This window comes from Vibrio sp. 11-4(1) (assembly GCF_013048625.1).
Classification (GTDB): domain Bacteria; phylum Pseudomonadota; class Gammaproteobacteria; order Enterobacterales; family Vibrionaceae; genus Vibrio; species Vibrio diabolicus.
This window is the reverse complement of record NZ_VHSY01000001.1, coordinates 297,814-318,409: the sequence shown is the minus strand read 5'-3', so window position 1 is coordinate 318,409 and position 20,596 is coordinate 297,814. Positions and strand designations below refer to the sequence as shown.

Sequence of the window (20,596 nt, the reverse complement as noted above, 5' to 3'; positions counted from 1 at the left end):
TAATAACAACATAAAAACCAAATACATCAACATTCGGACAAAATGGCACTTATTGACGAAGAAACACAATTTGACGCAGACAAAATTTCTAATTGTGTAGTGGGAATTGCTGCGGATATTGGCAAGCACGACTCAGGTATGCATCAGCACAAGAAAGGGCAATTGTTGTACGCATCTCAAGGTTGTATGAGTTTTGCTCTGAAAGATTCGATTTGTATTCTGCCCCCGACAAAGGCGGTTTGGATCCCACCTAATACGCCGCATCGCGCACTGATGACGAATGTGGTTGCGTATCGATCTTTGTATTTTGATTGTGAGGTGTTTGCGTGTCCGAGTAAGATCACGATGATAGAAGTGAATAATTTACTCCAAGCCCTCATTGACAAAATGTCATTTTGGGAGTGGGATAAGCCTAACAGCGAGATGCTAAATACGACAGCACTCTTCTGGGAGGAGTTTTATGCTGCGAAACGTTATTCGTTTCAGTTGCCTTTGCCATCACATCGGCGCTTAACAACATTTCGCCGGGAGTTGGTTGAACCTTCATTTCTCGCTCCTTCGCTTACTACTCTTGCAAGCAAAGTGGGGGCAAGTACCAAGACGGTAACACGATTATTTAAGTCGGAAACGGGTATGAATTATCAAGATTGGCGTCAACAGTGGAGGCTCTTAAAAGCAGTTGAATTGTTATCAACGGGAATGCAAGTCAGCGCAGTTGCTGATTGGCTGGAGTTTTCGTCAGACAGTGCTTTTATTGCATTTTTCAAAAAGCAAACTGGGCAAACACCGCTAATGTTTATGAAAACTAGACCTTAAAACATCACGATGCTTACGTATTTCTTTAGTACAAATTTGGGCTCTATAGATTCCGTATATATTGGTTCACATAGGGAAATTCTATCGAGCACTTTACTTGTGCTTACTCGGCAGCTGACGAAAATATTGAGTAGCAAAATCAACAAAGGCTCGGATGCGTTTTGGTTGATGTCGGTCGTGATGGTAAAGGAGTGAAAACTCCACACTCGGAATGCTCCAGTCGGTAAACACTTCTTTTAGCTTGCCTGTCTGGAGTTCTTGTTGGCAATAAAGTGCTGGCACACGGATGATGCCATTTCCCGCCAAGGCTGCTTTTATCATTACTCTGCCACTCTTACATCGTAACTGTCCACGTATCTGGTGTTCCGTTGACTGCTTTGTATTTGTGTTCTCGAATGCCCACCGTGTCACACTACCTGTCAAACAAGTGTGTTTTTCTAAGTCTTTTGGATGCGAAGGATAGCCATATGTTTCTAAATAACTTGGGCTTGCGTACGTCCCCATTTCCACATCAATCAGTTTGCGAGCGATAAAGTTGGAGTCGTCTAACTTTCCCATTCGAAAAGCGATGTCGAATTCATCCGCGATTAAATCGACACGATGGCTGCTGAAATCTAAGTTAATGCTCACCTGTGGGTGTTGGATTAGAAACTGAGAAACGATATCTGCGACAACGTCTTCTCCTAAATAGCCCCCCACGCAGTTGATACGAATTTCACCTCTTAAGTCTTCTACATCATCAACCACTGCCATAACAGCTTGATCAATATTGTGAAGGGCAGTTTCACACTGTTTATACAGAACCTTGCCTGCTTCGGTGAGGTTCAGTGTTCGAGTGGTCCTTTGTAGCAAAGTAACACCAATCTGTTGTTCCAGATTTGTTATTTGACGTGAAACGTGTGAGCGAGAAACGCCAAGTTGCTCTGCTGCTTTCGTGAAGTTTCCTAGTTGAGCGATTAGGACGAAAGAGCGAATATCCGCAAGGTTGATGTGTGTTTGCATGATGACTTCTGCGTAATTCAAAAAAGTATTGTTGCAGTATAACAACAGTGTTTCAACTAGGTCGGTATATATCAACAAACAAAGTTTTCTTAAACTTATCGCCATTGAGGTAAACCGTTCTATTAAGGATTCAAAATGAAAAAGTTAATTGTTATTACAGGCGCTAGTTCAGGCATTGGTGAAGCGATTGCACGTCATTTCAGCGAACAGGGCTATGCTCTTCTTTTGTTAGCAAGACGTGTAGAACGTTTAGAAGCATTAAACTTACCAAATACGCTTTGTGAAAAGGTAGATGTGACCGATAAAGCTTCTTTTGAAGCGGCAATTGAGAAAGCAGAAGCGTTGTATGGTCCGGTAGATGCACTTGTAAATAACGCAGGCGTTATGCTTCTAGGCCAGATAGATACTCAGGACGCATCGGAGTGGAAGCGCATGTTTGATGTGAACGTACTTGGCTTGCTAAATGGCATGCAGTCCGTCTTAGCACCGATGAAAGCACGCAACAGTGGTACGATCATTAATATCAGCTCTATTGCGGGCAAAAAAACATTCCCTGATCATGCCGCTTACTGTGGTACCAAATTTGCGGTTCATGCGATTTCTGAAAACGTACGTGAAGAAGTCGCATCATCGAATGTTCGCGTTACGACTATTGCACCTGGCGCTGTGGAAACTGAATTACTTTCACATACTACGTCCCAAGATATTAAAGATGGCTATGATGCTTGGAAAGAGGATATGGGGGGCGTGTTGGCAGCCGACGATATTGCACGAGCAGTGCTGTTTGCTTATCAGCAACCGCAAGGTGTATGTGTTCGCGAAATTGCTTTGGCACCGACAAAACAGCAACCTTAACATTAATTTACAGCGACTTCTGGATCTGAATATTTGCACACCGATTCGTGATTGATATGGCATCTTTCAACTAAGTCGTATGAAAATTTAGGTTGCCCATTTAAGTCCGTAGCCTAAGTGTGTTATTGCTTATACCCAAGTTACTCAAGGTGAGAAAAAACTTTGAGTAATTTGGGTTTTTATTTGGTCTCAATTTTTAGTATGTCGCTCTATTGGGGTCAGCGGGCCACAGTCGTAAAGAAAAGGAGAAGGTGACGTAAAGCAAAATGAAGCAATATCCATAGCTTAATGAGAATTGATTTCATCAACGTCACAAGCCGTTACAATTATCCGTTAGGTATTATACTTTGTGGGTGGTTAATATTTAACCAAACAAGGAGGTGTGTATGAAACGATTCGCGAACATACTTTTTGCAACACAAGGATTGCCTGGTCATAGTGAGGCGCTCGAACAAGCGATGAGGATCGCATCCAGCAACAAAGTACCTGTTTCAGGGCTAATTGCGTGCCCCGATTTCCCCGCGGATATGCTCCAGTATCAGCAAAGTTATGAGCAATCGCTACAAGACTCCCTCAAACAAAGCATTCAGGAATACAGACAGAAGCTCGATCTTTCTGAAGATGATCTGGCATTTCCTCTTACTGTGAAAAGCAGTGAAAAACCCGCTGTCTGTATCATTAAAGAAGCATTAGCTGACAACAAAGATCTTATCATCAAAGAAGCTGAACCACTCGGTGAAGGTGCTGAAGGCTTCAAAGCCATTGATATGACACTGTTACGCAAATGTCCTTGTCCATTATGGTTACACCGACCGATTGATAAGCCGAGAGACAAACGCCGTGTGGCTGTTGCTATAGATCCGTTAACGGCGAGCGATGAACAGCACTCATTAGCGGTGCGTTTACTTGAATTATCTCGTTCAATAGCCGACACCTGTGACAGTCGTTTACATGTGATTTCTTGCTGGGAATATTACTTAGAGAACTACCTACATGACAATGCTTGGATTCAAGTCGACGATGCTGAGTTGAAACATGAACTCGACAAAGCAAAAGCCGATCATAAACAAGCTCTACAACAACTGCTGGAAGAGTCGGGGATTACGGGTGAAATTGTGATTCATCATTTACACGGAAAGCCTGATGAAAAAATCCCGGATTACGTAGAAAGCATAGAAGTGGACGTTCTAGTCATGGGTACCTTAGCGAGAACTGGGATATCTGGCTACGTCATTGGTAATACGGCTGAAAACATTTTGCAATCTATAAACTGTAGTTTGGTCGCTCTTAAGCCCGATGGTTTTGTATCGCCGATTCAGTAATTGGTGTGTAACAAACCTAGGTTTAAGTGGTTGTTTTAGGTAAAGGAGGGAGACGGAGTTCTAGAACATGGAATTATCAGTGTATCAATAAGTTATCAGAGGAGAGTGACATGAAAAACCTATGCCCGAAATGCCACACAGAAATGATAGAACGTTCGAACGTTTATGTTTGTCCGAGAAATGATATCGGTGACTGCACCTACGATGCGTTCGAGTTAACTGATGACGATAATCCATACACATTCAGTCGAGAACACGTAAGTAGTGATCTACGTTCTTACACCGTAGCGGACAGCAAGTAGCTGTTTGTATTAACGTTCCTTTAAGTAGCATTCAGTGATTGCTGTTTGCTACTTATCCCTTGGTTTTGTGATCTTTTTTGAAATACTTGGGCTAAAACAATCAAGTGGAGCTTTTTATCTTTGCGCTAAATAGGGCGAACTTTCTTATAAAAATGAATGGGCTGCGATGTTGAATAGCATAACGGGTAAAGAAAACCTGCCAAAAAATCCCGATAATCAGTTGGTCTTACTGATTTTCCCTGTGCTGCCAATTTTAATCTTCTCTTTTCTTTTTTACATCTACACACCCGCAGGCGTAAGCTGGAATGCGGAATGGATACCTGGCCTCGATATTAACTTCAGCTTTAGGTTAGATGGTCTGTCATTCCTTTTTGCCGGGCTGATCAGCGGGATTGGCGCACTGATCCAAATATACGCTTTGGCTTACTTACGAGAGAGTGATAGCCGATTTTCCTTTCATTTATACCTAACCCTATTCATGCTTGCCATGCTAGGGATTGTGATGAGCGATAACATCCTATTGTTGTTCGTTTTCTGGGAACTCACCACCATCACTTCTTACTTACTGATTGGTTTTAATCACGAAAACAAAACGTCACGAAAAAATGCACTGCAGTCGTTGATCGTTACAGGTGCTGGTGGATTAGCGTTGTTAGCTGGCCTTATCTTGTTGGGAGCGATGGCAGGGAGTTATGAGTTACATACGATCATCGCTCAGGCGGACACGATTGCGCAGCACGAATGGTTTATGCCATCTCTAGTGCTCATACTACTTGGTGCATTTACTAAATCTGCGCAGTTCCCGTTTCATTTTTGGCTACCTAACGCGATGGCAGCGCCCACTCCAGTCAGTGCGTATTTACACTCGGCAACAATGGTAAAGGCGGGCATTTACTTGTTAGCGCGTTTATCGCCAGTTTATGCTCATAGCGAGGTTTGGTTTTATGCCCTAGTGATCACAGGGAGTATCACCGCCGTTTGGTGCACGTTTGTCGCATTAAAACAAACTGACTTGAAGCTGATGCTAGCCTACAGCACGAATGTTGCTTTGGGTAAATTAACATTATTACTAGGTATGGGCACAGATTTGGCCGTGAGTGCAGTATTGATGTTTATTCTCGCTCACTCTTTCTATAAAGCAGCGCTGTTTATGGTGGTGGGCAATATCGACAAAGCGACAGGAACACGAGATATCGATCAACTGTACGGCTTGAAGTCAGTGCTCGTCATCAGCATGGTTGCGGGGAGTTTGGCTGCATTGTCTAAAGCGGGATTCCCGCCGTGGTTAGGCTTTTTGAGCAAAGAATACATGTACAAATCCGCAGTAGAGCTCAATAACTGGATCGCCTTTGTGCTTTTAATGGTCAATATATTGATGGTTGCGCTAACTATTATGCTTATTGCGAGACCATTCTTTGCTCGCCGTGATCTCGTGCCAATTGAAACGAAGCCGATTGAGGCCAAAAAAGCTATGTGGGTTTCACCTTTACTCTTGGCACTTGGCAGTCTCATCGTTCCTTTAGTTGGTTTAAATTGGTTAGATCACCACATCATCTTTCCTGGCTCTGCTGACATTCTGCCTGCAGCCGATATTAAAGCGACATCATTATGGCATGGTGTGAATGTACCGCTGGTCCTAAGCGTTATCACGCTAGTATTGGGGTATGTGGTGTACCGTATTTATCCCACTGTGTCTGCATTTTTTCAGCGGTTACATCTATTCGTCCCCAAAGCGGAGAATGTTTTTGAACGACTATTAGATGGCATGATGACACTGGCGAAGTGGCAAACGGCGCTATTGCAGCAAAAGCAGTTGAGCCGTTATGTTCTGCTATTTTTCACGGTACTCGCCGTCTCTTTGCTTGGTCAGGTAGCATTTATTCCTCTGCCTTTGTTTGAACAGCTTTCAAACGTGGCTTTCTATGAAATTGGCATTGCCTTATTGCTGATTGGTGCAGTGATCGTATGCACGTTGTCTCACTCAAGGCTTCTTGCGATTTCTGCGCTAGGTATGATTGGCTTTATGACCACGCTTGTTTTTATGATCTACAGCGCTCCGGACGTCGCGAAGACTTTACTGTTAGTTGAAACATTAATGGTCGTCTTTTTAGCATTGTTAATGCGTCATATTCCGCGTTTAACCACCGTGCCCAAGCATTCAATAAAACGCAAAGTGGCGAATGCTTGTATAGCGGGCGTGATAGGTGTTTCGATTACTTTCCTCTTGTTAGGAATCACGTCCCAGCCGATGGATTCGTCGGTGTCGGATTTCTTTGCGGAAAATAGTGTCCCAGGCGGGCATGGGCGCAATATTGTTAACGTTATTCTGGTCGACTTTCGTGCGTTCGATACATTGGGAGAGGTTGTCGTCGTTGTCATTGCTGGGATTGCAGCAGTGAGCTTGCTTAAGACAAGAGCGAAAAAGCAAAACCGTATTCAATCATTAATTTTTGCAACCACGGCACATATCGTTGCGGCGCTCATGCTCGTGTTCTCAGTGTATCTGTTATTACGTGGTCATAACGAACCGGGTGGTGGCTTCATTGGTGCATTGATTGCCGTTATTGGCTTATCGCTTCTCATGTTCGCGGAATCACCGAAATACGTTCGTTCTAGATTGTATTTCAAGCCGTTTTTCATTGCGTTATTTGGCATCGCATTGAGCTTGATATCAGGAGCTTTGAGCTTTGCGTTTGATAAACCGTTTTTAACCGGGTTGTGGTGGAAAGATATTATACCACTAGGTACGCCGTTGGTTTTTGATGTTGGTGTTTATCTTGCCGTTATAGGTGGCGTGATGGGGATGCTGCTTCGTATTAATGAGGAGCTAGAGTGATGGAAATAGTCTGGAGTGTTGTCGTTGGAGTATTTGTCGCCGCAGGCGTTTACTTAATGCTGGAAAAGCATATCTTGCGTCTTTTGTTCGGTATCATGTTACTCAGTAGTGCGGTTAACCTTGCTATTTTTACAGCGGGAAGGCTGACTCCTGGAGAGCCGCCACTGATTGGCGATAATGCTCTTTTGCCACCAGATGGCGCAGCAAACCCATTACCTCAAGCGCTAATTTTAACTGCGATAGTTATCGGGTTTGGGCTACTTATTTTTGCTTTAATGTTGTTCTATCGAGCTTATAAAGATTCTGGAACCGCAGACGTCGACGAAATGCAACGTTCTAAGGAGGGTCAATGAGTTCGATTTTGCTGACGTTACCTGTTGTTCTTTCATTGAGTACGGCGCTGACCATTTTCTTTGTACGTCGCTCAACAAAAAGTGTTGAGTGGTTAAGTGGCGCGAGTGCGATTTTGAACCTTGTCGTCGCAGGCCTTCTTACAGAAAATATCATAAGTAATGGTATTCAAGCCGTTGCTTTTGGCCAGTGGCAAGCACCGTTTGGTATCGTCTTTGTCGCAGATTACTTCAGCGTTGCCATGGTGATGATTACCGCAGTGATTGGTGCGATATGTGTTTTCTATGCCATGGCGGACCTTCACCGAAAACCTTCCTATAGCAATTACCATGCGTTGACGCACGTGTTGCTTGCTGGTGTTTATGGCGCGTTCCTCACCGGAGATATTTTTAATCTGTATGTTTGGTTCGAGGTCATGCTCATCGCGTCATTTGGTTTAATGGTATTAGATGCAACGAAAACTCAAATTGATGGGGCAGTGAAGTATGTGATGTTGAACCTGATTTCGACGCTAGTGTTCTTACTTGCCATCGGTTTGTTGTATGGCGCAACTGGCACCTTGAACTTGGCCGATCTCTATACCAAAGCGGGAGAGAGCGAATTGAGCATCAACATGATGTTGTCCGCCTTGTTTTTGTTTGCCTTTTCTATCAAAGCGGCACTATTTCCTTTATTTGCTTGGTTGCCAGCTTCTTATCACACCTTACCAAGTGGTGTGGTTGCGCTGTTTGCTGCGTTGCTTACTAAAGTCGGCGTATACGCGTTAATACGAGTCTTCACATTAGTATTTCCGCTCGCCGAGAGTGGTTGGCAGCCGACGTTGATTTGGATTGCTGGCCTCACTATGTTAACGGGCGTTTTGGGGGCGGCAAGTCAATTCGACATTAAGAAAATTCTTTCTTTTCACATTATTAGCCAAATAGGTTACATGATAATGGGATTAGCGATTTACACTCCTTTAGCTTTGGCTGGCGCTATTTTCTACATTGTTCATCACATCATTGTAAAAGCGAATTTGTTCTTAATCGGTGGCTTTATTGAGCGCAAATATGGCTCTAGTCAACTTGAACATTTGGGCGGGGTATATAAAGCAATGCCTTGGTTAGCGTTCTTGTTTCTTGTCCCTGCGTTTTCTCTGGCAGGATTTCCGCCGCTCTCTGGTTTCTGGGGCAAATTTTTGGTGATCAAATCGAGTTTACAGGCTGAATATTACTGGTTAGCCGGTACCGCGCTATTGGTGGGGCTGCTTACCGTCTACTCGATGACGAAAATTTGGAGTGAGGCATTCTGGAAAAAGCCGGTTAGGGAGAAAACAGAACAGACTCTGCAAGTCAAAGTACATTGGTTGTATTGCGTTCCAATTGCCGTATTGACCATGTTCACGTTGATCATAGGCTTAGTGGCGGAGCCTTTTTATCAGTTTTCTGTTCAAGCCGCTGAACAACTGTTAAATCCAAATGAATACATTCGAGCGGTATTGGGAGGAAATCCATGATCTATCTATTCCTCAATCTTTTCTTAGCATTAGCATGGATGATGTTAAACGGAAGTTATTCGAGTTTGAATTTTATTGTCGGATTTACGGTCGGTTTTTTTGCCCTACGGTTGAGCCAACCATTTGGATTAAAAACCAGCTACTTTCGACGTTTTGCGTCGGCATTAAAGTTACTGGTGTACTTCGCTTATGAAATGATCATATCGGTTGCAAGAGTCGTGTGGGATGTCGTGACGCCAACGCATTTGAGCCAGCCAGATATCGTCTATGTCCCTTTGGACGTCGATTCCGACCTTGAAATCACGTTACTTGCGAATATGGTTTCGTTAACCCCGGGCACACTCAGTTTAGACGTTACGCCTGATAAAAAGCATCTTATCGTTCATGCCATGTTTGCGCCTGAGCATGAAGAAGTTATTCGTGGAATTAAAAACGGATTAGAGCAGCGAATTTTGGAGGTGACGCGTGGATAGTTGGCTGCAAATAAGTGTCACTTTTGCCTATGCAGGGCTATTACTCAGTTTTGTTATGGCTTTCTTCCGTTTAATTTTAGGACCAACGCTGGCTGACCGAGTTGTGGCGTTAGATTTGATTTCATTTATCACCATCGGCTTTATTACGGTTTACACCTTAGACAGTGGTGAGGATGCCTTGTTAGATATCGCCATTACATTAGGTTTGGTCGCATTTCTTGGCACAATCGCATTTGCGCGTTTGATCGTTAAAAGGAAGGAGAAAGAATAATGGATGTGTTGATTGGGCTGTTTTTATGTTTAGGGACGTTATTGATTCTAAGCGCTAGTTTAGGTGTGTTGCGGTTGCCAGATTTATATACCCGAATGCATGCCGCAACCAAAGCCGGTACCGTCGGAGTTAGTTGCTTACTACTAGCGGTTGCCTTCTCACTCCCTGAAGTCACCGTGATCTCTCGGGTTATCGGTACGATGTTGTTTATCGTTCTCACTGCGCCAGTTGCCTCCCACCTACTCGGAAGAGCAATGCGAGAGGTCGGATATAAGATTTGGCGCAATGATTAAGTTTTTTCTTGTTTAACCAATTGTCACTATTGATTAAGCTGGCTAATTTCTTCCAGCACTTCTGGGTTAGCAATGGCACCAATATTTTTTACAGCTTGCCCGTTCACCAGTTGTTTCACGGCTAGTTCAACCAGTTTTCCTGATCGCGTTTTAGGAATATCACTGATAGCAAAAATTTGGCGTGGCACATGGCGTGGTGAACATTTTGATTTTAGTGTTTGGCGAATTGAATCGGTGAGTTGTTGGGTTAACTCGACCTCGTGAGCTAGTTTTACTAGTAACCAGATTTCTTCAGACTGCTGGTTTAACTTGCCGACGGCGATGGAGTCCTCGACCTCGGGTAACGCGTTCACTTGCTGATAAATCTCAGCGGTGCCGATTCGTACGCCGCCTGGATTCAATGTCGCATCACTACGGCCGTAAAAAATAAAGCCGCCATGTTCGGTTTGCATCACATCGTCGCCGTGGTGCCAGATATCAGTAAACTTGCCCCAATAAGCGTTGTGATAGCGTTCGCCGTCGTCGTGCCAAAAGCCGATAGGGAAGTTAGGTAGCGAGTTATTGCAAGTCAGTTCGCCGCGTTGCTGTGTAATGGTTTTTCCCTCGTCGTCCAAAATACGCACGTCGATTCCAAGCCCTGCACCTTGGCATTCGCCTTTGTAAACTGGTGAGATAGGGTTTCCAAGTACAAAGCACCCGCAAATATCCGTGCCGCCAGCGATAGAAGCGAGATGCAAGTCCTGCTTGATGTGCTGATAGACATAATTAAATTGTTCTGGGTAAAGCACCGAACCAGTTGAGCACAGAGTTTTGAGTGACTTCAGGTCATGTTCTAGTTTTGGAGAGCAGTTCGCATGCTCCAGTGCCTCTAAGTATTTCGCTGAAGTACCAAACAACGACACGCTATGTTCGTCCACTAATCGCCATAAGACCGAGTGATCAGGGTAAACCGGACTACCGTCGTAAATCACTAAGGTTGCTCCACTCGCAAGTGCTGAAACATGCCAGTTCCACATCATCCAGCCACATGTTGTGTAGTAGAAAACCTTGTCTTGCGATTTGATGTCGCAATGCAGTTGATGTTCTTTGAGGTGATTGAGCAAGGTACCGCCCACGGAATGGACAATACACTTAGGTTGACCTGTTGTACCAGAAGAATACAAAACGAATAACGGGTCATTAAACAGTGTTGGTTGATATTGAATTGATTGTGGAGAAAAGTGGTGAGTAATATCGGACCAATACACAAAGTCAGAAGTGCAAGCACTCTTAGCGTTTTGTAAATATTCGATTTGGCATACGCTAATGGTTGCGTCTTCGGAGACTCTGCTTAGCTTGCTACTAAGAGTGGTGTTCTTGTCCGTCATATCGAAAGCTTTGCCTCCGAACTGGTAGCCATCACAGCAAAAAAGAACTTTCGGTTTGACCTGACCAAAACGCTCTACGACGCTATCGATACCAAAATCAGGCGAGGTTGAAGTCCAAATAGCGCCAAGGCTGGTGGTGGCCAGCATGGCAATAACGGTTTCTGGAAGGTAGGGCAAATAGCCCGCAACGACGTCGCCTTTACCAACATCACAAGTGAGTAGCCATTGCTGAATGACGGAAACTTGTTCAAGCAACTGTGTACCAGTGAGCTGCCTGTGTTCACCGCTTTCATTAGTAAAAACGATAAACTCACGCTCAGGTGTTTGTTCGGCCTGAGAGAGGAGATTCTCTGCATAGTTCAGCGTGGCGTCAGCAAACCATACTGTGTCTCTATTTACATGGCTCTGAGTAGAATCTGTCTGTGTCCACTTGGGAGCACCAAGGCTTTTGACTTGCGAGCCAATATTTCCAATGACGTTACAGAAATGCCAGGTATGTCGCCAAAATTCGTCATTATGGTCAATGGACCACTGGTGTAAAGACGTGTAATTATTGATTGAGATATCTTCGGTTTGGTGCGCATTAACCGTCTCGATAAATCGTAGCAAGTTACTATTGCTGATGCGCTCAGCAGATGGTGACCAAATAGGTGCAGAATTTTGCATAGGTCCCTCTAATTTCAATTCTTTTTGAATATGACCAAAACAAAATAAAGGGGCGAACATAGCAGTGTTCGCCCCTTATCTGATTGTTTAAAGTTGTTCGGCAAGCTGAGGTAGTACCTCAAATAAATCACCAACCAATCCATAGTCGGCAACTTCAAAGATAGGAGATTCTGGATCTTTGTTGATCGCGACAATCACTTTGGATTCCTTCATTCCTGCAAGGTGTTGGATGGCACCGGAGATCCCAACTGCAATATAAAGCTTAGGCGCAACGATTTTACCGGTTTGACCCACTTGTAAATCGTTGGCAACAAACCCAGCATCAACCGCCGCGCGAGAAGCGCCAATGGCGGCCCCCAGTTTATCGGCGACTTGTTCGATCAATGCGAAGTTCTCTTTGCTACCGACTCCGCGTCCACCTGACACAACCACCTCTGCCGCGCTTAATTCAGGACGCTCTGACACGGTTTTATCGACAGAAACCAATTCAACCATTGGAGCTGAGATGGTGACTTGCTGATGCTCAATGTCAGCTTGATTGTGACAAGTAACCGGCTCAAACGCAGACGCGCGCACTGTGACGACGCGAACCTTGTCGCTGGTGGTCACTTTGGCAAATGCATTCCCTGCGTAAATAGGACGAATAAAGGTGTTTTCATCGATAACTTGGACAATATCGGAGATTTGCCCAACGCCGAACTTCGCTGCAATTCGCGGTGCAAGATCTTTTCCTTTTGATGATGAGCTAGCCCAGATGGCGTCAAAACCTTCAGAAAAACCGACCACGATAGGTGCGATACTCTCGGCAAATTGATGCTTAAGTTGCTCATCATCGACACAAATTACGTTTGATATACCATCAACGCGACAAGCTTGCTGAGCGACTTCTTCACACTGGTGGCCTATTACGATCAAAACATTGTCTTGGCTGACTTGTTTTGCTGCATTAACCACTTTGAGTGTGTCCGCATGCAATTGGTTATTGTCATGCTCTGCTATGATTAAGTTCTTCATGAAATCACCTTCGCTTCGTTACGCAGCTTATCGAGAAGCTCTGAGACAGATTCAACCTTGATGCCACCTTTTCTTTGCGCTGGCGGTGTGACTTCTTGAATGGTTTGGCTAAATACCACTTCAACACCCAGACTGTCAGGTGTGATTGTATCTAACGGCTTGCGCTTAGCTTTCATGATATTAGGCAAAGAGGCAAAACGCGGTTCATTCAGGCGTAAGTCAGTACTGATCACCGCAGGTAAGTTCATCGCGACCGTCATCAAGCCGCCGTCCACTTCTCTCACGACCTGAACTTTTTGATCTTCTATCTTCACGTCTGAAGCGAAAGTTGCTTGAGGCCAGTCAAGTAGGGCTGCCAACATCTGAGCCACTTGGTTGTTGTCGGTATCAATCGACTGTTTACCCGTAATCACAAGCTGTGCTTGTTCTTGCTCGACCAGAGCTTTGAGCAGCTTAGCGACGACTAATGGCTCTATTTTGTCTTCAGTATCGACATGAATAGCGCGATCGGCACCTAACGCAAGCGCAGTACGTAGTTGCTCCTGACATTGGCTACCGCCAGCACTGACAACGATGACTTCATCTGCAATACCTTGCTCTTTTAGTCGTACGGCTTCTTCAACGGCTATTTCGCAAAATGGATTAATCGTCATCTTGACGTTATTGGTTTCAACATCGCTATGGTCCGCTTTCACACGAACTTTAACGTAGGGATCAATGACCCTTTTGATTGGCACTAGTATTTTCACGTTAGATTCCTTTTTACAGTGAAGACTATGTGTTTACAGTGAAGACGATGTGATGACGTCTTTAAAATGATGTTAATTTACCTTTACGTTTGCGTCAACTTTAAATATATTGTTGCTTAACAAGTTGGCAACATGCAAAGAAAAAGGAATGCAATCATGGAAAGAGACTGCATGGAATTTGATGTTCTGATTGTAGGCGCTGGTCCCGCAGGTTTGTCTGCGGCATGCCGAATCAAACAGTTAGCCGCAGAGAAAGAACAAGACCTCTCTGTTTGCGTGGTAGAAAAAGGCTCTGAAGTTGGAGCGCATATTTTATCGGGTGCGGTGTTTGAAACGCGCAGTTTGGATGAACTGTTTCCAGATTGGCAGGAAAAAGGCGCACCGCTCAATACCAAAGTAAACCAAGATAAAACCTACTATCTAGGCAATGAAATCAATGGTCATGAACTGCCTTCTTGGGCAGTGCCTAATACGTTACATAACGACGGTAATTACATTATAAGTTTGGGCAGTCTATGCCGATGGATGGCGTTGCAGGCTGAGAACTTAGGGGTGGAGATCTACCCAGGTTTTACCGCCAGTCAAGCCATCATCGATGAAGACAACCGCGTTTGTGGCGTGATCACGGGCGATATGGGATTGGACAAAAATGGTGAACAAAAAGGAAATTTCGAACCTGGTATTGAACTGCGAGCGAAGTTTACTTTATTTGCTGAAGGCGCGCGGGGTCATATTGGTAAGCAGTTGATTAATCGATTTAATCTCGCTGAAGATAAAACGCCTCAACATTACGCTATCGGCTTTAAAGAGTTGTGGGAAATACCACCAGAGCAGCATCAACAAGGGTTAGTGGTTCACGGCTTAGGCTGGCCGTTAGCGAACGAAGCCACAGGTGGCAGCTACCTCTACCATTTAGAGGGAAACCAAGTTGCCGTCGGGTTGATTGTTGACTTGAACTATAAGAATCCGCACTTGAGTCCATTCGATGAATTTCAGCGTTTTAAACATCACCCGTTGATTGAGCAATACCTCAAAAATGGTAAACGCATTAGTTATGGCGCAAGAGCGATCACCAAGGGCGGTTTCCATTCGCTTCCCACGCAACAGTTTGCTGGTGGCTTGTTGATTGGCTGTGATGCAGGAACGCTTAACGGCGCTAAAATCAAAGGCACGCACACCGCAATGAAATCTGGCATGCTTGCCGCTGAAGCAGTATGTGAAGCCCTTGAGAGTCAGTCTGTTACTGTTGATTATCAAAAGCATTTCAAACAGTCTTGGCTGTATGAAGAGCTTTATCAAGCACGTAACTTCTCAAGTGGCATTCACCGCTTTGGATCGTGGCTGGGCGGTGGCTTAGCGCTGCTGGAACATAACGTGTTAAAAGGCAAAGCTAAGTGGCATATCCGTTGTGGTAAGCCCGACCATCAGTCTCTGCTATTGGCGGAAAACAGCAATGAAATTGTCTATCCAAAGCCTGACGGTGTGTTAAGTTTCGATCGCCTTTCTTCTGTCTATCTATCCAATATCTTCCATGAAGAGGATCAGCCGTGCCACTTACGTTTGGCGAACCAGCGCATTCCCATCGAGCAGAATCTTGAGTTATATGCAGAGCCAGCACAGCGCTATTGCCCGGCTGGCGTTTATGAAATCGTACAGGGGGATCAGCAGCCAGAGCTGCAAATAAATGCGGCGAACTGTATCCACTGTAAGACCTGCGACATCAAAGATCCAAGTCAAAATATTACCTGGACACCGCCGGAAGGTGGTGGTGGCCCTAACTATCCGAATATGTAGTCGTCTGAGAATAATTTTTATTAACAATTTATTTACTTAAAGTTTGCGTTAGTTCAAATCTTTCTCGATGAACTCGATTGCAACTTAATCTTTCAAGCACTATTCTGATTTTAAATTGACGTTTACGTAAACTGAATACAAAGTTGATGCATAGGTGTAAAAGCGGTTACCAGTATCAAAGTTAGGTTTGATCAAATAGTGCTCAATGGAACGCACTTAAATAACGAAAGGGAGATCAACTATGGTATCGGAATCGCCTCTATTGCAGGTAAACGATATTTCATTGGCTTTTGGTGGGGTGAAAGCTCTAACTGACGTGAGCTTCCATGTGAATGCAAAGGAAATTTTTTCAATCATTGGTCCAAACGGTGCAGGTAAAACCTCAATGCTCAATTGCATCTCTGGTCGATACACACCAAACAAAGGCTCTGTAATCTTCGCTGGAGATGATGTAACCAAACGAACACCTAGCCAACGAGCTGAGTTAGGGTTGGGAAGGACCTTCCAGAACTTAGCACTCTTTTCTCATATGTCGGTACTCGACAACATTATGGTTGGTCGACATCACCTACTGAAAAACAACTTCGTCACAGGGCCACTTTACTGGTTCTCTAACGCGCAGAAAGAAGAAATGGCGCACCGTAAATACGTAGAAGACGTAATCGATTTTCTTGAAATCCAGCACATCCGTAAAGCAACCGCAGGCACGCTATCTTACGGTTTACGTAAACGTGTAGAGCTTGCTCGTGCCATTGCCTTAAAACCTAAGTTACTGCTGCTTGATGAACCAATGGCAGGCATGAACTTGGAAGAAAAGGAAGACATGGCGCGTTACATCATGGATCTGAATGAAGAGTTAGACATCACCATCATCATGATCGAGCACGATATGGGCGTGGTGATGGATATCTCTAATCGCGTATTGGTGTTGGATTTTGGTAAACACATTGCGATGGGCGAGCCAGAAGAAGTGATGGCCAACCCACATGTGAAACAAGCGTACTTAGGCGAAGAGCTACCGACATTAGAGGAGAGTGCATAATGGCACAGCAACATAATGATTGGGCAGATATAACCCGCTTAGATACCTTTCCAAAAGTATTGCAGCACAACGCCAAGCACTGGCCCGAGCAAGTCGCAATGCGTGAAAAGGAGTTTGGTATTTGGCGAGAGTTCACTTGGCAAGATTATGAAAACCGAGTGAAGTGGATGTCTCTGGCACTGCAAGATTTAGGTGTTGGTGAGCAAGACGTTGTTGGTTTGCTGGGTGATAACCGCCCGGAATGGGTGTGGGGCGAGTTGGCCGCACATGCGATCAAAGGTTTCTCGCTGGGTATCTATCAAGATTCCATGCACGAAGAAGTGGCGTACCTCATCAACTATGCCAAAGCAAAAGTCGTGGTTGCGGAAGATGAAGAGCAATGCGATAAGCTACTTGAGCTCGGTGATGAGATCCCAAGCGTAGAATTCATTATCTATTGTGACCCGCGTGGAATGCGCAAGTACGACGACCCACGACTGATTGACGTTGAAAAGGTCTATAAAAAAGGTCAACTGATCGACAAAGCGGATCCGGATAAATATCTCAATATGGTTGCGGCAACCAAAGGCAGTGATCTTTCGATTCTTTGTACCACGTCGGGTACGACTTCCAAACCAAAGTTGGCTCAGCTACACAGCGGCACTTTCTTAGATCACTGTGCGGCTTATCTGCGTGCCGACCCGCGCTCTCCAGGCGACAACTACGTTTCTGTTCTGCCTTTGCCTTGGATTATGGAGCAGGTATATGTGGTTGGTCAGGCGTTGATTTCTCGTCAAATCGTTAACTTCGTGGAAGAACAAGAAACCATGATGTCCGACTTGCGCGAAATTGGCCCGAACTTCGTGCTGCTTGCGCCGCGAGTGTGGGAAAACATTGTGGCAGACGTGTCTGCACGAATGATGGATTCCACACCGTTTAAGCAGAAGATGTACAAACTGGGCATGAGCTTAGCGAATAAAGCGTTGGAGCAGGGTAAACGTTCAAAACTCGCTGAATGGATTTTGCTACGTGCTCTGCGTGACCGCTTAGGTTTCTCGAATCTAGCATCTGCTGCAACGGGCGGCGCGGCGATGGGGCCTGACACTTTCCGTTACCTACAAGCTATTGGTGTGCCACTTAAGCAGCTTTATGGTCAGACCGAAATGTGTGGCGCATACACTGTGCACCAAGCGGATGATGTGGATTACGATTCCGTTGGTGTTGCGTTTGATAATGCAGATGTGAAAGTCATCAACCCGGACAGCAATGGCGTTGGTGAAATCATCGCGAAAAGTACAGGCATGTTTACTGGCTACTTAAACAACCAAGCAGCATATGATGAAGATGTTCAAGATGGTTGGATGCACACAGGCGATGCGGGCTATTTTAAAGATTCCGGTCACTTGGTGGTGATTGATCGTCTGAAAGATATGTCTGAAACCAGCCACGGCGACCGCTACTCTCCGCAGTTCATTGAAAACAAACTCAAGTTCTCGCCGTTTATTGCAGAAGCCGTGGTGGTAGGTAAAGGTCGACCTTGGCTGTCTGCCATCATCTGTATTCGCTATGCGATCGTCGCGAAGTGGGCAGAGCAGCGAGGCTTAGCATTCACTAACTACACCAACTTATCTGCTCAACCAGAAGTGTATCAAGCCATTCGTGAAGAAGTGCTGAAAGTGAACGAATCACTGCCAGATGCACAGAAGATCAGCAAATTCATTCTACTTTACAAAGAGCTGGATGCCGACGATGGAGAGCTAACTCGTACGCGTAAAGTGCGTCGTGGTGTGGTTGCGGAGAAATACGGAGACATCATCGAAACCATCTACAGCGACGATCCAAAAGTCGATGTGGATACGGTGATCACTTATCAGGATGGCACCAAAACACGCATTCAAACGTCGCTAGTGATTGAAACGCTTATTGAACATGAGCCAACACTGGTGGATAGCGAACAACGGAGGATCGCATAGTGAATACGGATTTATTACTGCAACTCGTCATTAATGGCGTGATCGTTGGCATGTTGTATGGCGTGGTCGCCATGTGCTTTGTACTGATATACAAATCGACCCAGGTGGTCAACTTCGCTCAGGGTGAGTTCTTGCTGATTGGCGCGTGGGTATGTTGGGCGGCGCTTGTTCATCTGCAACTGCCATTTTTTATCGGCTTTTTACTCACGCTCGCGTTCATGATGGTGTTCGGTATCGCCGTGCAAACCATTGTGCTCAGACCGTTAATTGGTGAACCGATTATCTCTGTGATCATGGTGACCATCGGTCTGTCTATGTTCTTCCAAGCATTGATGAAATGGATATTTGGTGTCTCGGCTGTGTCGTATCCGCAAGTGTTCGAAACAAATGTGGTGAATATCGGTGGTTTGAACGTTGAGTTCGCTTACATTCTGAGTTTGATCTTCTCGATGCTCATCATGGGGGCGTTCTACTGGTTCTTCAAATTCAGCAAAATGGGTCTGGCAATGCGCGCAACGGCATTTAACCAGCAAGTCGCCCAGAGTCTTGGCATTTCCATCAAGAAAGTGTTCGCCATCAGTTGGGCTATTTCGGCCATGGTATCTGCAACAGCAGGGATTGTTATCGGGATCGTTAACGGCGTATCTGACGCGCTATCCATTATTGGTATCAAAGTTTTCCCAGCCGTTATTTTAGGTGGCTTAGATTCTGTAGTCGGCGCAATTGTCGGTGGTATCACCATCGGGGTGCTAGAGAACTTAGCTGAGTTTTTTGATAGCCAATACCTGCAAGTGGGTAACCTGTACAACATCGCACCATTCTATGTGCTGTTAATCATTCTTGCCTTCAAGCCATATGGCCTGTTTGGTACCAAAGATATTGAGCGTATTTAAGGAGAAATAACATGGCTCAACTTAGCATGCGCCCATGTGGGGATTTTCGAACCACATACAAAAGTGATACGCCAATTTTTGAAACCAAAACCATCAGAAGCCTTGCGATTGCTGGTGTTATCGCCATGCTGGCAGCACCGCTGGTCTTGGATATTTACTTCCTCAACCTGTTTATTCAGATTGCATACCTCGGTATCGCGGCATTGGGCTTAAACATTCTGGTTGGTTTTACAGGACAAATCTCGCTAGGTCACGGTGCGTTCTTTGGCTTTGGCGCCTTTGCATCGGCTTGGCTAAATAACCAGTTCAACATTCCAGTCGTGTTTGCGATTCCGCTTGCGGGTTACTTAACCATGATTGTCGGGATGCTGTTTGGTCTGCCAGCTGCGCGAATTAAAGGCTTATACCTCGCGATTGCGACTTTGGCTGCGCAGTTTATTTTAGAGGACTTCTTTGCTCGCGCAGACTGGTTCAGTGGCGGCTCATATGGTGCTGGTGCAAACCCTATCAATCTGTTTGGCTTTGAGTTTACGACCGATGAAAGCTTCTTCTACATTGCTCTGTTTGCGTTGATCTTTATGTACATGTGGGCATCGAACTTGATCCGTTCTCGTGATGGTCGCGCGTTTGTCTCGGTACGAGATCACTACCTGTCGGCAGAAATCATGGGCATCAACCTAACCAAATATCGTCTGCTCTCATTTGGTGTGTGCGCATTCTATGCGGGCATCGGGGGCGCACTCTACGGACATTATCTAGGTTTTGTATCAGCAGAAGGTTTCACCATCATGATGTCTATCCAGTTCTTGGCAATGATCATCATTGGTGGCTTGGGTTCCGTCAAAGGCACATTGATGGGCACGATATTTATCGTATTACTGCCAGAAGTGTTGGAGTTTGGCGTGACGGGGTTGGCTGCGTTTAGCAATAACACTTCGTTCGTTGATGGGCTTGCTTACTTCAAAGAAATGGCGATCGGCTTGGTCATCATGCTGTTCCTTATTTTCGAACCTCAAGGGTTATCGCATCGCTGGCAACAGATTAGAGCATATTGGAAACACTATCCGTTCTCATATTAACGTGGAATTAAGTGGAATATACCT

The 20,596-nt window shown here is 45.1% G+C and carries 19 protein-coding genes; 15 read left to right on the top strand and 4 right to left on the bottom strand.

Going from position 1 to position 20,596, the window contains the following annotated elements:
* Positions 1–42 precede the first annotated feature (42 nt).
* Entirely contained in the window at positions 43–816 is a 774-nt protein-coding gene (locus tag FKN16_RS01335) for a helix-turn-helix transcriptional regulator (protein ID WP_170901826.1), read from the top strand.
* A 93-nt stretch (positions 817–909) separates the two neighbouring features.
* Here the strand turns inward: FKN16_RS01335 and FKN16_RS01330 are convergent, their stop codons facing one another.
* Positions 910–1,818 carry a LysR family transcriptional regulator gene (locus FKN16_RS01330; protein WP_170901825.1) on the bottom strand — a complete coding sequence of 303 codons (909 nt, stop codon included), beginning with the start codon at positions 1,816–1,818 and terminating at the stop codon, positions 910–912.
* Positions 1,819–1,953: 135 nt separating this feature from the next.
* Between FKN16_RS01330 and FKN16_RS01325 the strand changes: the two genes are divergently transcribed.
* From FKN16_RS01325 to mnhG, 9 genes are all read left to right on the top strand, one after another.
* The gene (locus FKN16_RS01325; RefSeq protein ID WP_170901824.1) at positions 1,954–2,673 is read left to right on the top strand and encodes an SDR family oxidoreductase; all 720 of its coding nucleotides are present in this window, start codon (positions 1,954–1,956) and stop codon (positions 2,671–2,673) included.
* 386 nt (positions 2,674–3,059) lie between these two features.
* Positions 3,060–3,995, top strand: a complete 936-nt coding sequence (locus FKN16_RS01320; protein WP_046875927.1) for a universal stress protein — start codon at positions 3,060–3,062, stop codon at positions 3,993–3,995.
* Between the two features lie 110 nt (positions 3,996–4,105).
* Positions 4,106–4,297 (top strand): hypothetical protein, encoded by a 192-nt coding sequence (locus FKN16_RS01315; RefSeq protein ID WP_005392611.1) that lies wholly within the window; start codon positions 4,106–4,108, stop codon positions 4,295–4,297.
* 166 nt (positions 4,298–4,463) lie between these two features.
* Complete coding sequence (gene mbhE, locus FKN16_RS01310; RefSeq protein WP_170901823.1) at positions 4,464–7,133, top strand: hydrogen gas-evolving membrane-bound hydrogenase subunit E; 2,670 nt, start codon at positions 4,464–4,466, stop codon at positions 7,131–7,133.
* Positions 7,133–7,486, top strand: coding sequence for a Na+/H+ antiporter subunit C (locus FKN16_RS01305; RefSeq protein ID WP_170901822.1), 354 nt, complete (start codon positions 7,133–7,135; stop codon positions 7,484–7,486). Before mbhE ends, FKN16_RS01305 begins: the two co-directional genes overlap by 1 nt.
* Entirely contained in the window at positions 7,483–8,979 is a 1,497-nt protein-coding gene (locus FKN16_RS01300; RefSeq protein ID WP_170901821.1) for a Na+/H+ antiporter subunit D, read from the top strand. The genes FKN16_RS01305 and FKN16_RS01300 overlap by 4 nt, the downstream gene beginning before the upstream one ends.
* Entirely contained in the window at positions 8,976–9,452 is a 477-nt protein-coding gene (locus FKN16_RS01295) for a Na+/H+ antiporter subunit E (RefSeq protein ID WP_170901820.1), read from the top strand. Before FKN16_RS01300 ends, FKN16_RS01295 begins: the two co-directional genes overlap by 4 nt.
* A complete protein-coding gene (locus FKN16_RS01290) occupies positions 9,445–9,723 on the top strand; it encodes a cation:proton antiporter (protein WP_005392606.1) in 279 nt (92 codons plus the stop codon). Before FKN16_RS01295 ends, FKN16_RS01290 begins: the two co-directional genes overlap by 8 nt.
* A complete protein-coding gene (mnhG, locus tag FKN16_RS01285) occupies positions 9,723–10,016 on the top strand; it encodes a monovalent cation/H(+) antiporter subunit G (protein WP_005392605.1) in 294 nt (97 codons plus the stop codon). The genes FKN16_RS01290 and mnhG overlap by 1 nt, the downstream gene beginning before the upstream one ends.
* 26 nt (positions 10,017–10,042) lie before the next feature.
* On the opposite strand, the gene FKN16_RS01280 is transcribed toward mnhG, so the two are convergent.
* From FKN16_RS01280 to FKN16_RS01270, 3 genes are all read right to left on the bottom strand, one after another.
* Positions 10,043–12,049 carry an acetoacetate--CoA ligase gene (locus FKN16_RS01280; RefSeq protein ID WP_170901819.1) on the bottom strand — a complete coding sequence of 669 codons (2,007 nt, stop codon included), beginning with the start codon at positions 12,047–12,049 and terminating at the stop codon, positions 10,043–10,045.
* Between the two features lie 87 nt (positions 12,050–12,136).
* Positions 12,137–13,063, bottom strand: a complete 927-nt coding sequence (locus tag FKN16_RS01275) for an FAD-binding protein (protein ID WP_170901818.1) — start codon at positions 13,061–13,063, stop codon at positions 12,137–12,139.
* Positions 13,060–13,812, bottom strand: a complete 753-nt coding sequence (locus FKN16_RS01270) for an electron transfer flavoprotein subunit beta/FixA family protein (RefSeq protein ID WP_005386149.1) — start codon at positions 13,810–13,812, stop codon at positions 13,060–13,062. Before FKN16_RS01270 ends, FKN16_RS01275 begins: the two co-directional genes overlap by 4 nt.
* Before the next feature lie 156 nt (positions 13,813–13,968).
* Here FKN16_RS01270 and FKN16_RS01265 point away from each other — a divergent pair, with 156 nt between their 5' ends.
* The 5 genes from FKN16_RS01265 to FKN16_RS01245 all read left to right on the top strand — a co-directional run bounded on the left by FKN16_RS01265 (position 13,969) and on the right by FKN16_RS01245 (position 20,572).
* A complete protein-coding gene (locus FKN16_RS01265) occupies positions 13,969–15,606 on the top strand; it encodes an electron transfer flavoprotein-ubiquinone oxidoreductase (RefSeq protein ID WP_170901817.1) in 1,638 nt (545 codons plus the stop codon).
* 241 nt (positions 15,607–15,847) lie between these two features.
* On the top strand, positions 15,848–16,648 hold the full coding sequence (locus FKN16_RS01260) for an ABC transporter ATP-binding protein (protein WP_170901816.1): 801 nt from the start codon (positions 15,848–15,850) through the stop codon (positions 16,646–16,648).
* Entirely contained in the window at positions 16,648–18,600 is a 1,953-nt protein-coding gene (locus tag FKN16_RS01255; protein WP_170901815.1) for a long-chain fatty acid--CoA ligase, read from the top strand. Before FKN16_RS01260 ends, FKN16_RS01255 begins: the two co-directional genes overlap by 1 nt.
* On the top strand, positions 18,600–19,493 hold the full coding sequence (locus tag FKN16_RS01250) for a branched-chain amino acid ABC transporter permease (protein ID WP_005392598.1): 894 nt from the start codon (positions 18,600–18,602) through the stop codon (positions 19,491–19,493). Before FKN16_RS01255 ends, FKN16_RS01250 begins: the two co-directional genes overlap by 1 nt.
* Positions 19,494–19,504: 11 nt before the next feature.
* Entirely contained in the window at positions 19,505–20,572 is a 1,068-nt protein-coding gene (locus FKN16_RS01245) for a branched-chain amino acid ABC transporter permease (protein ID WP_006741060.1), read from the top strand.
* Positions 20,573–20,596: the final 24 nt, after the last annotated feature.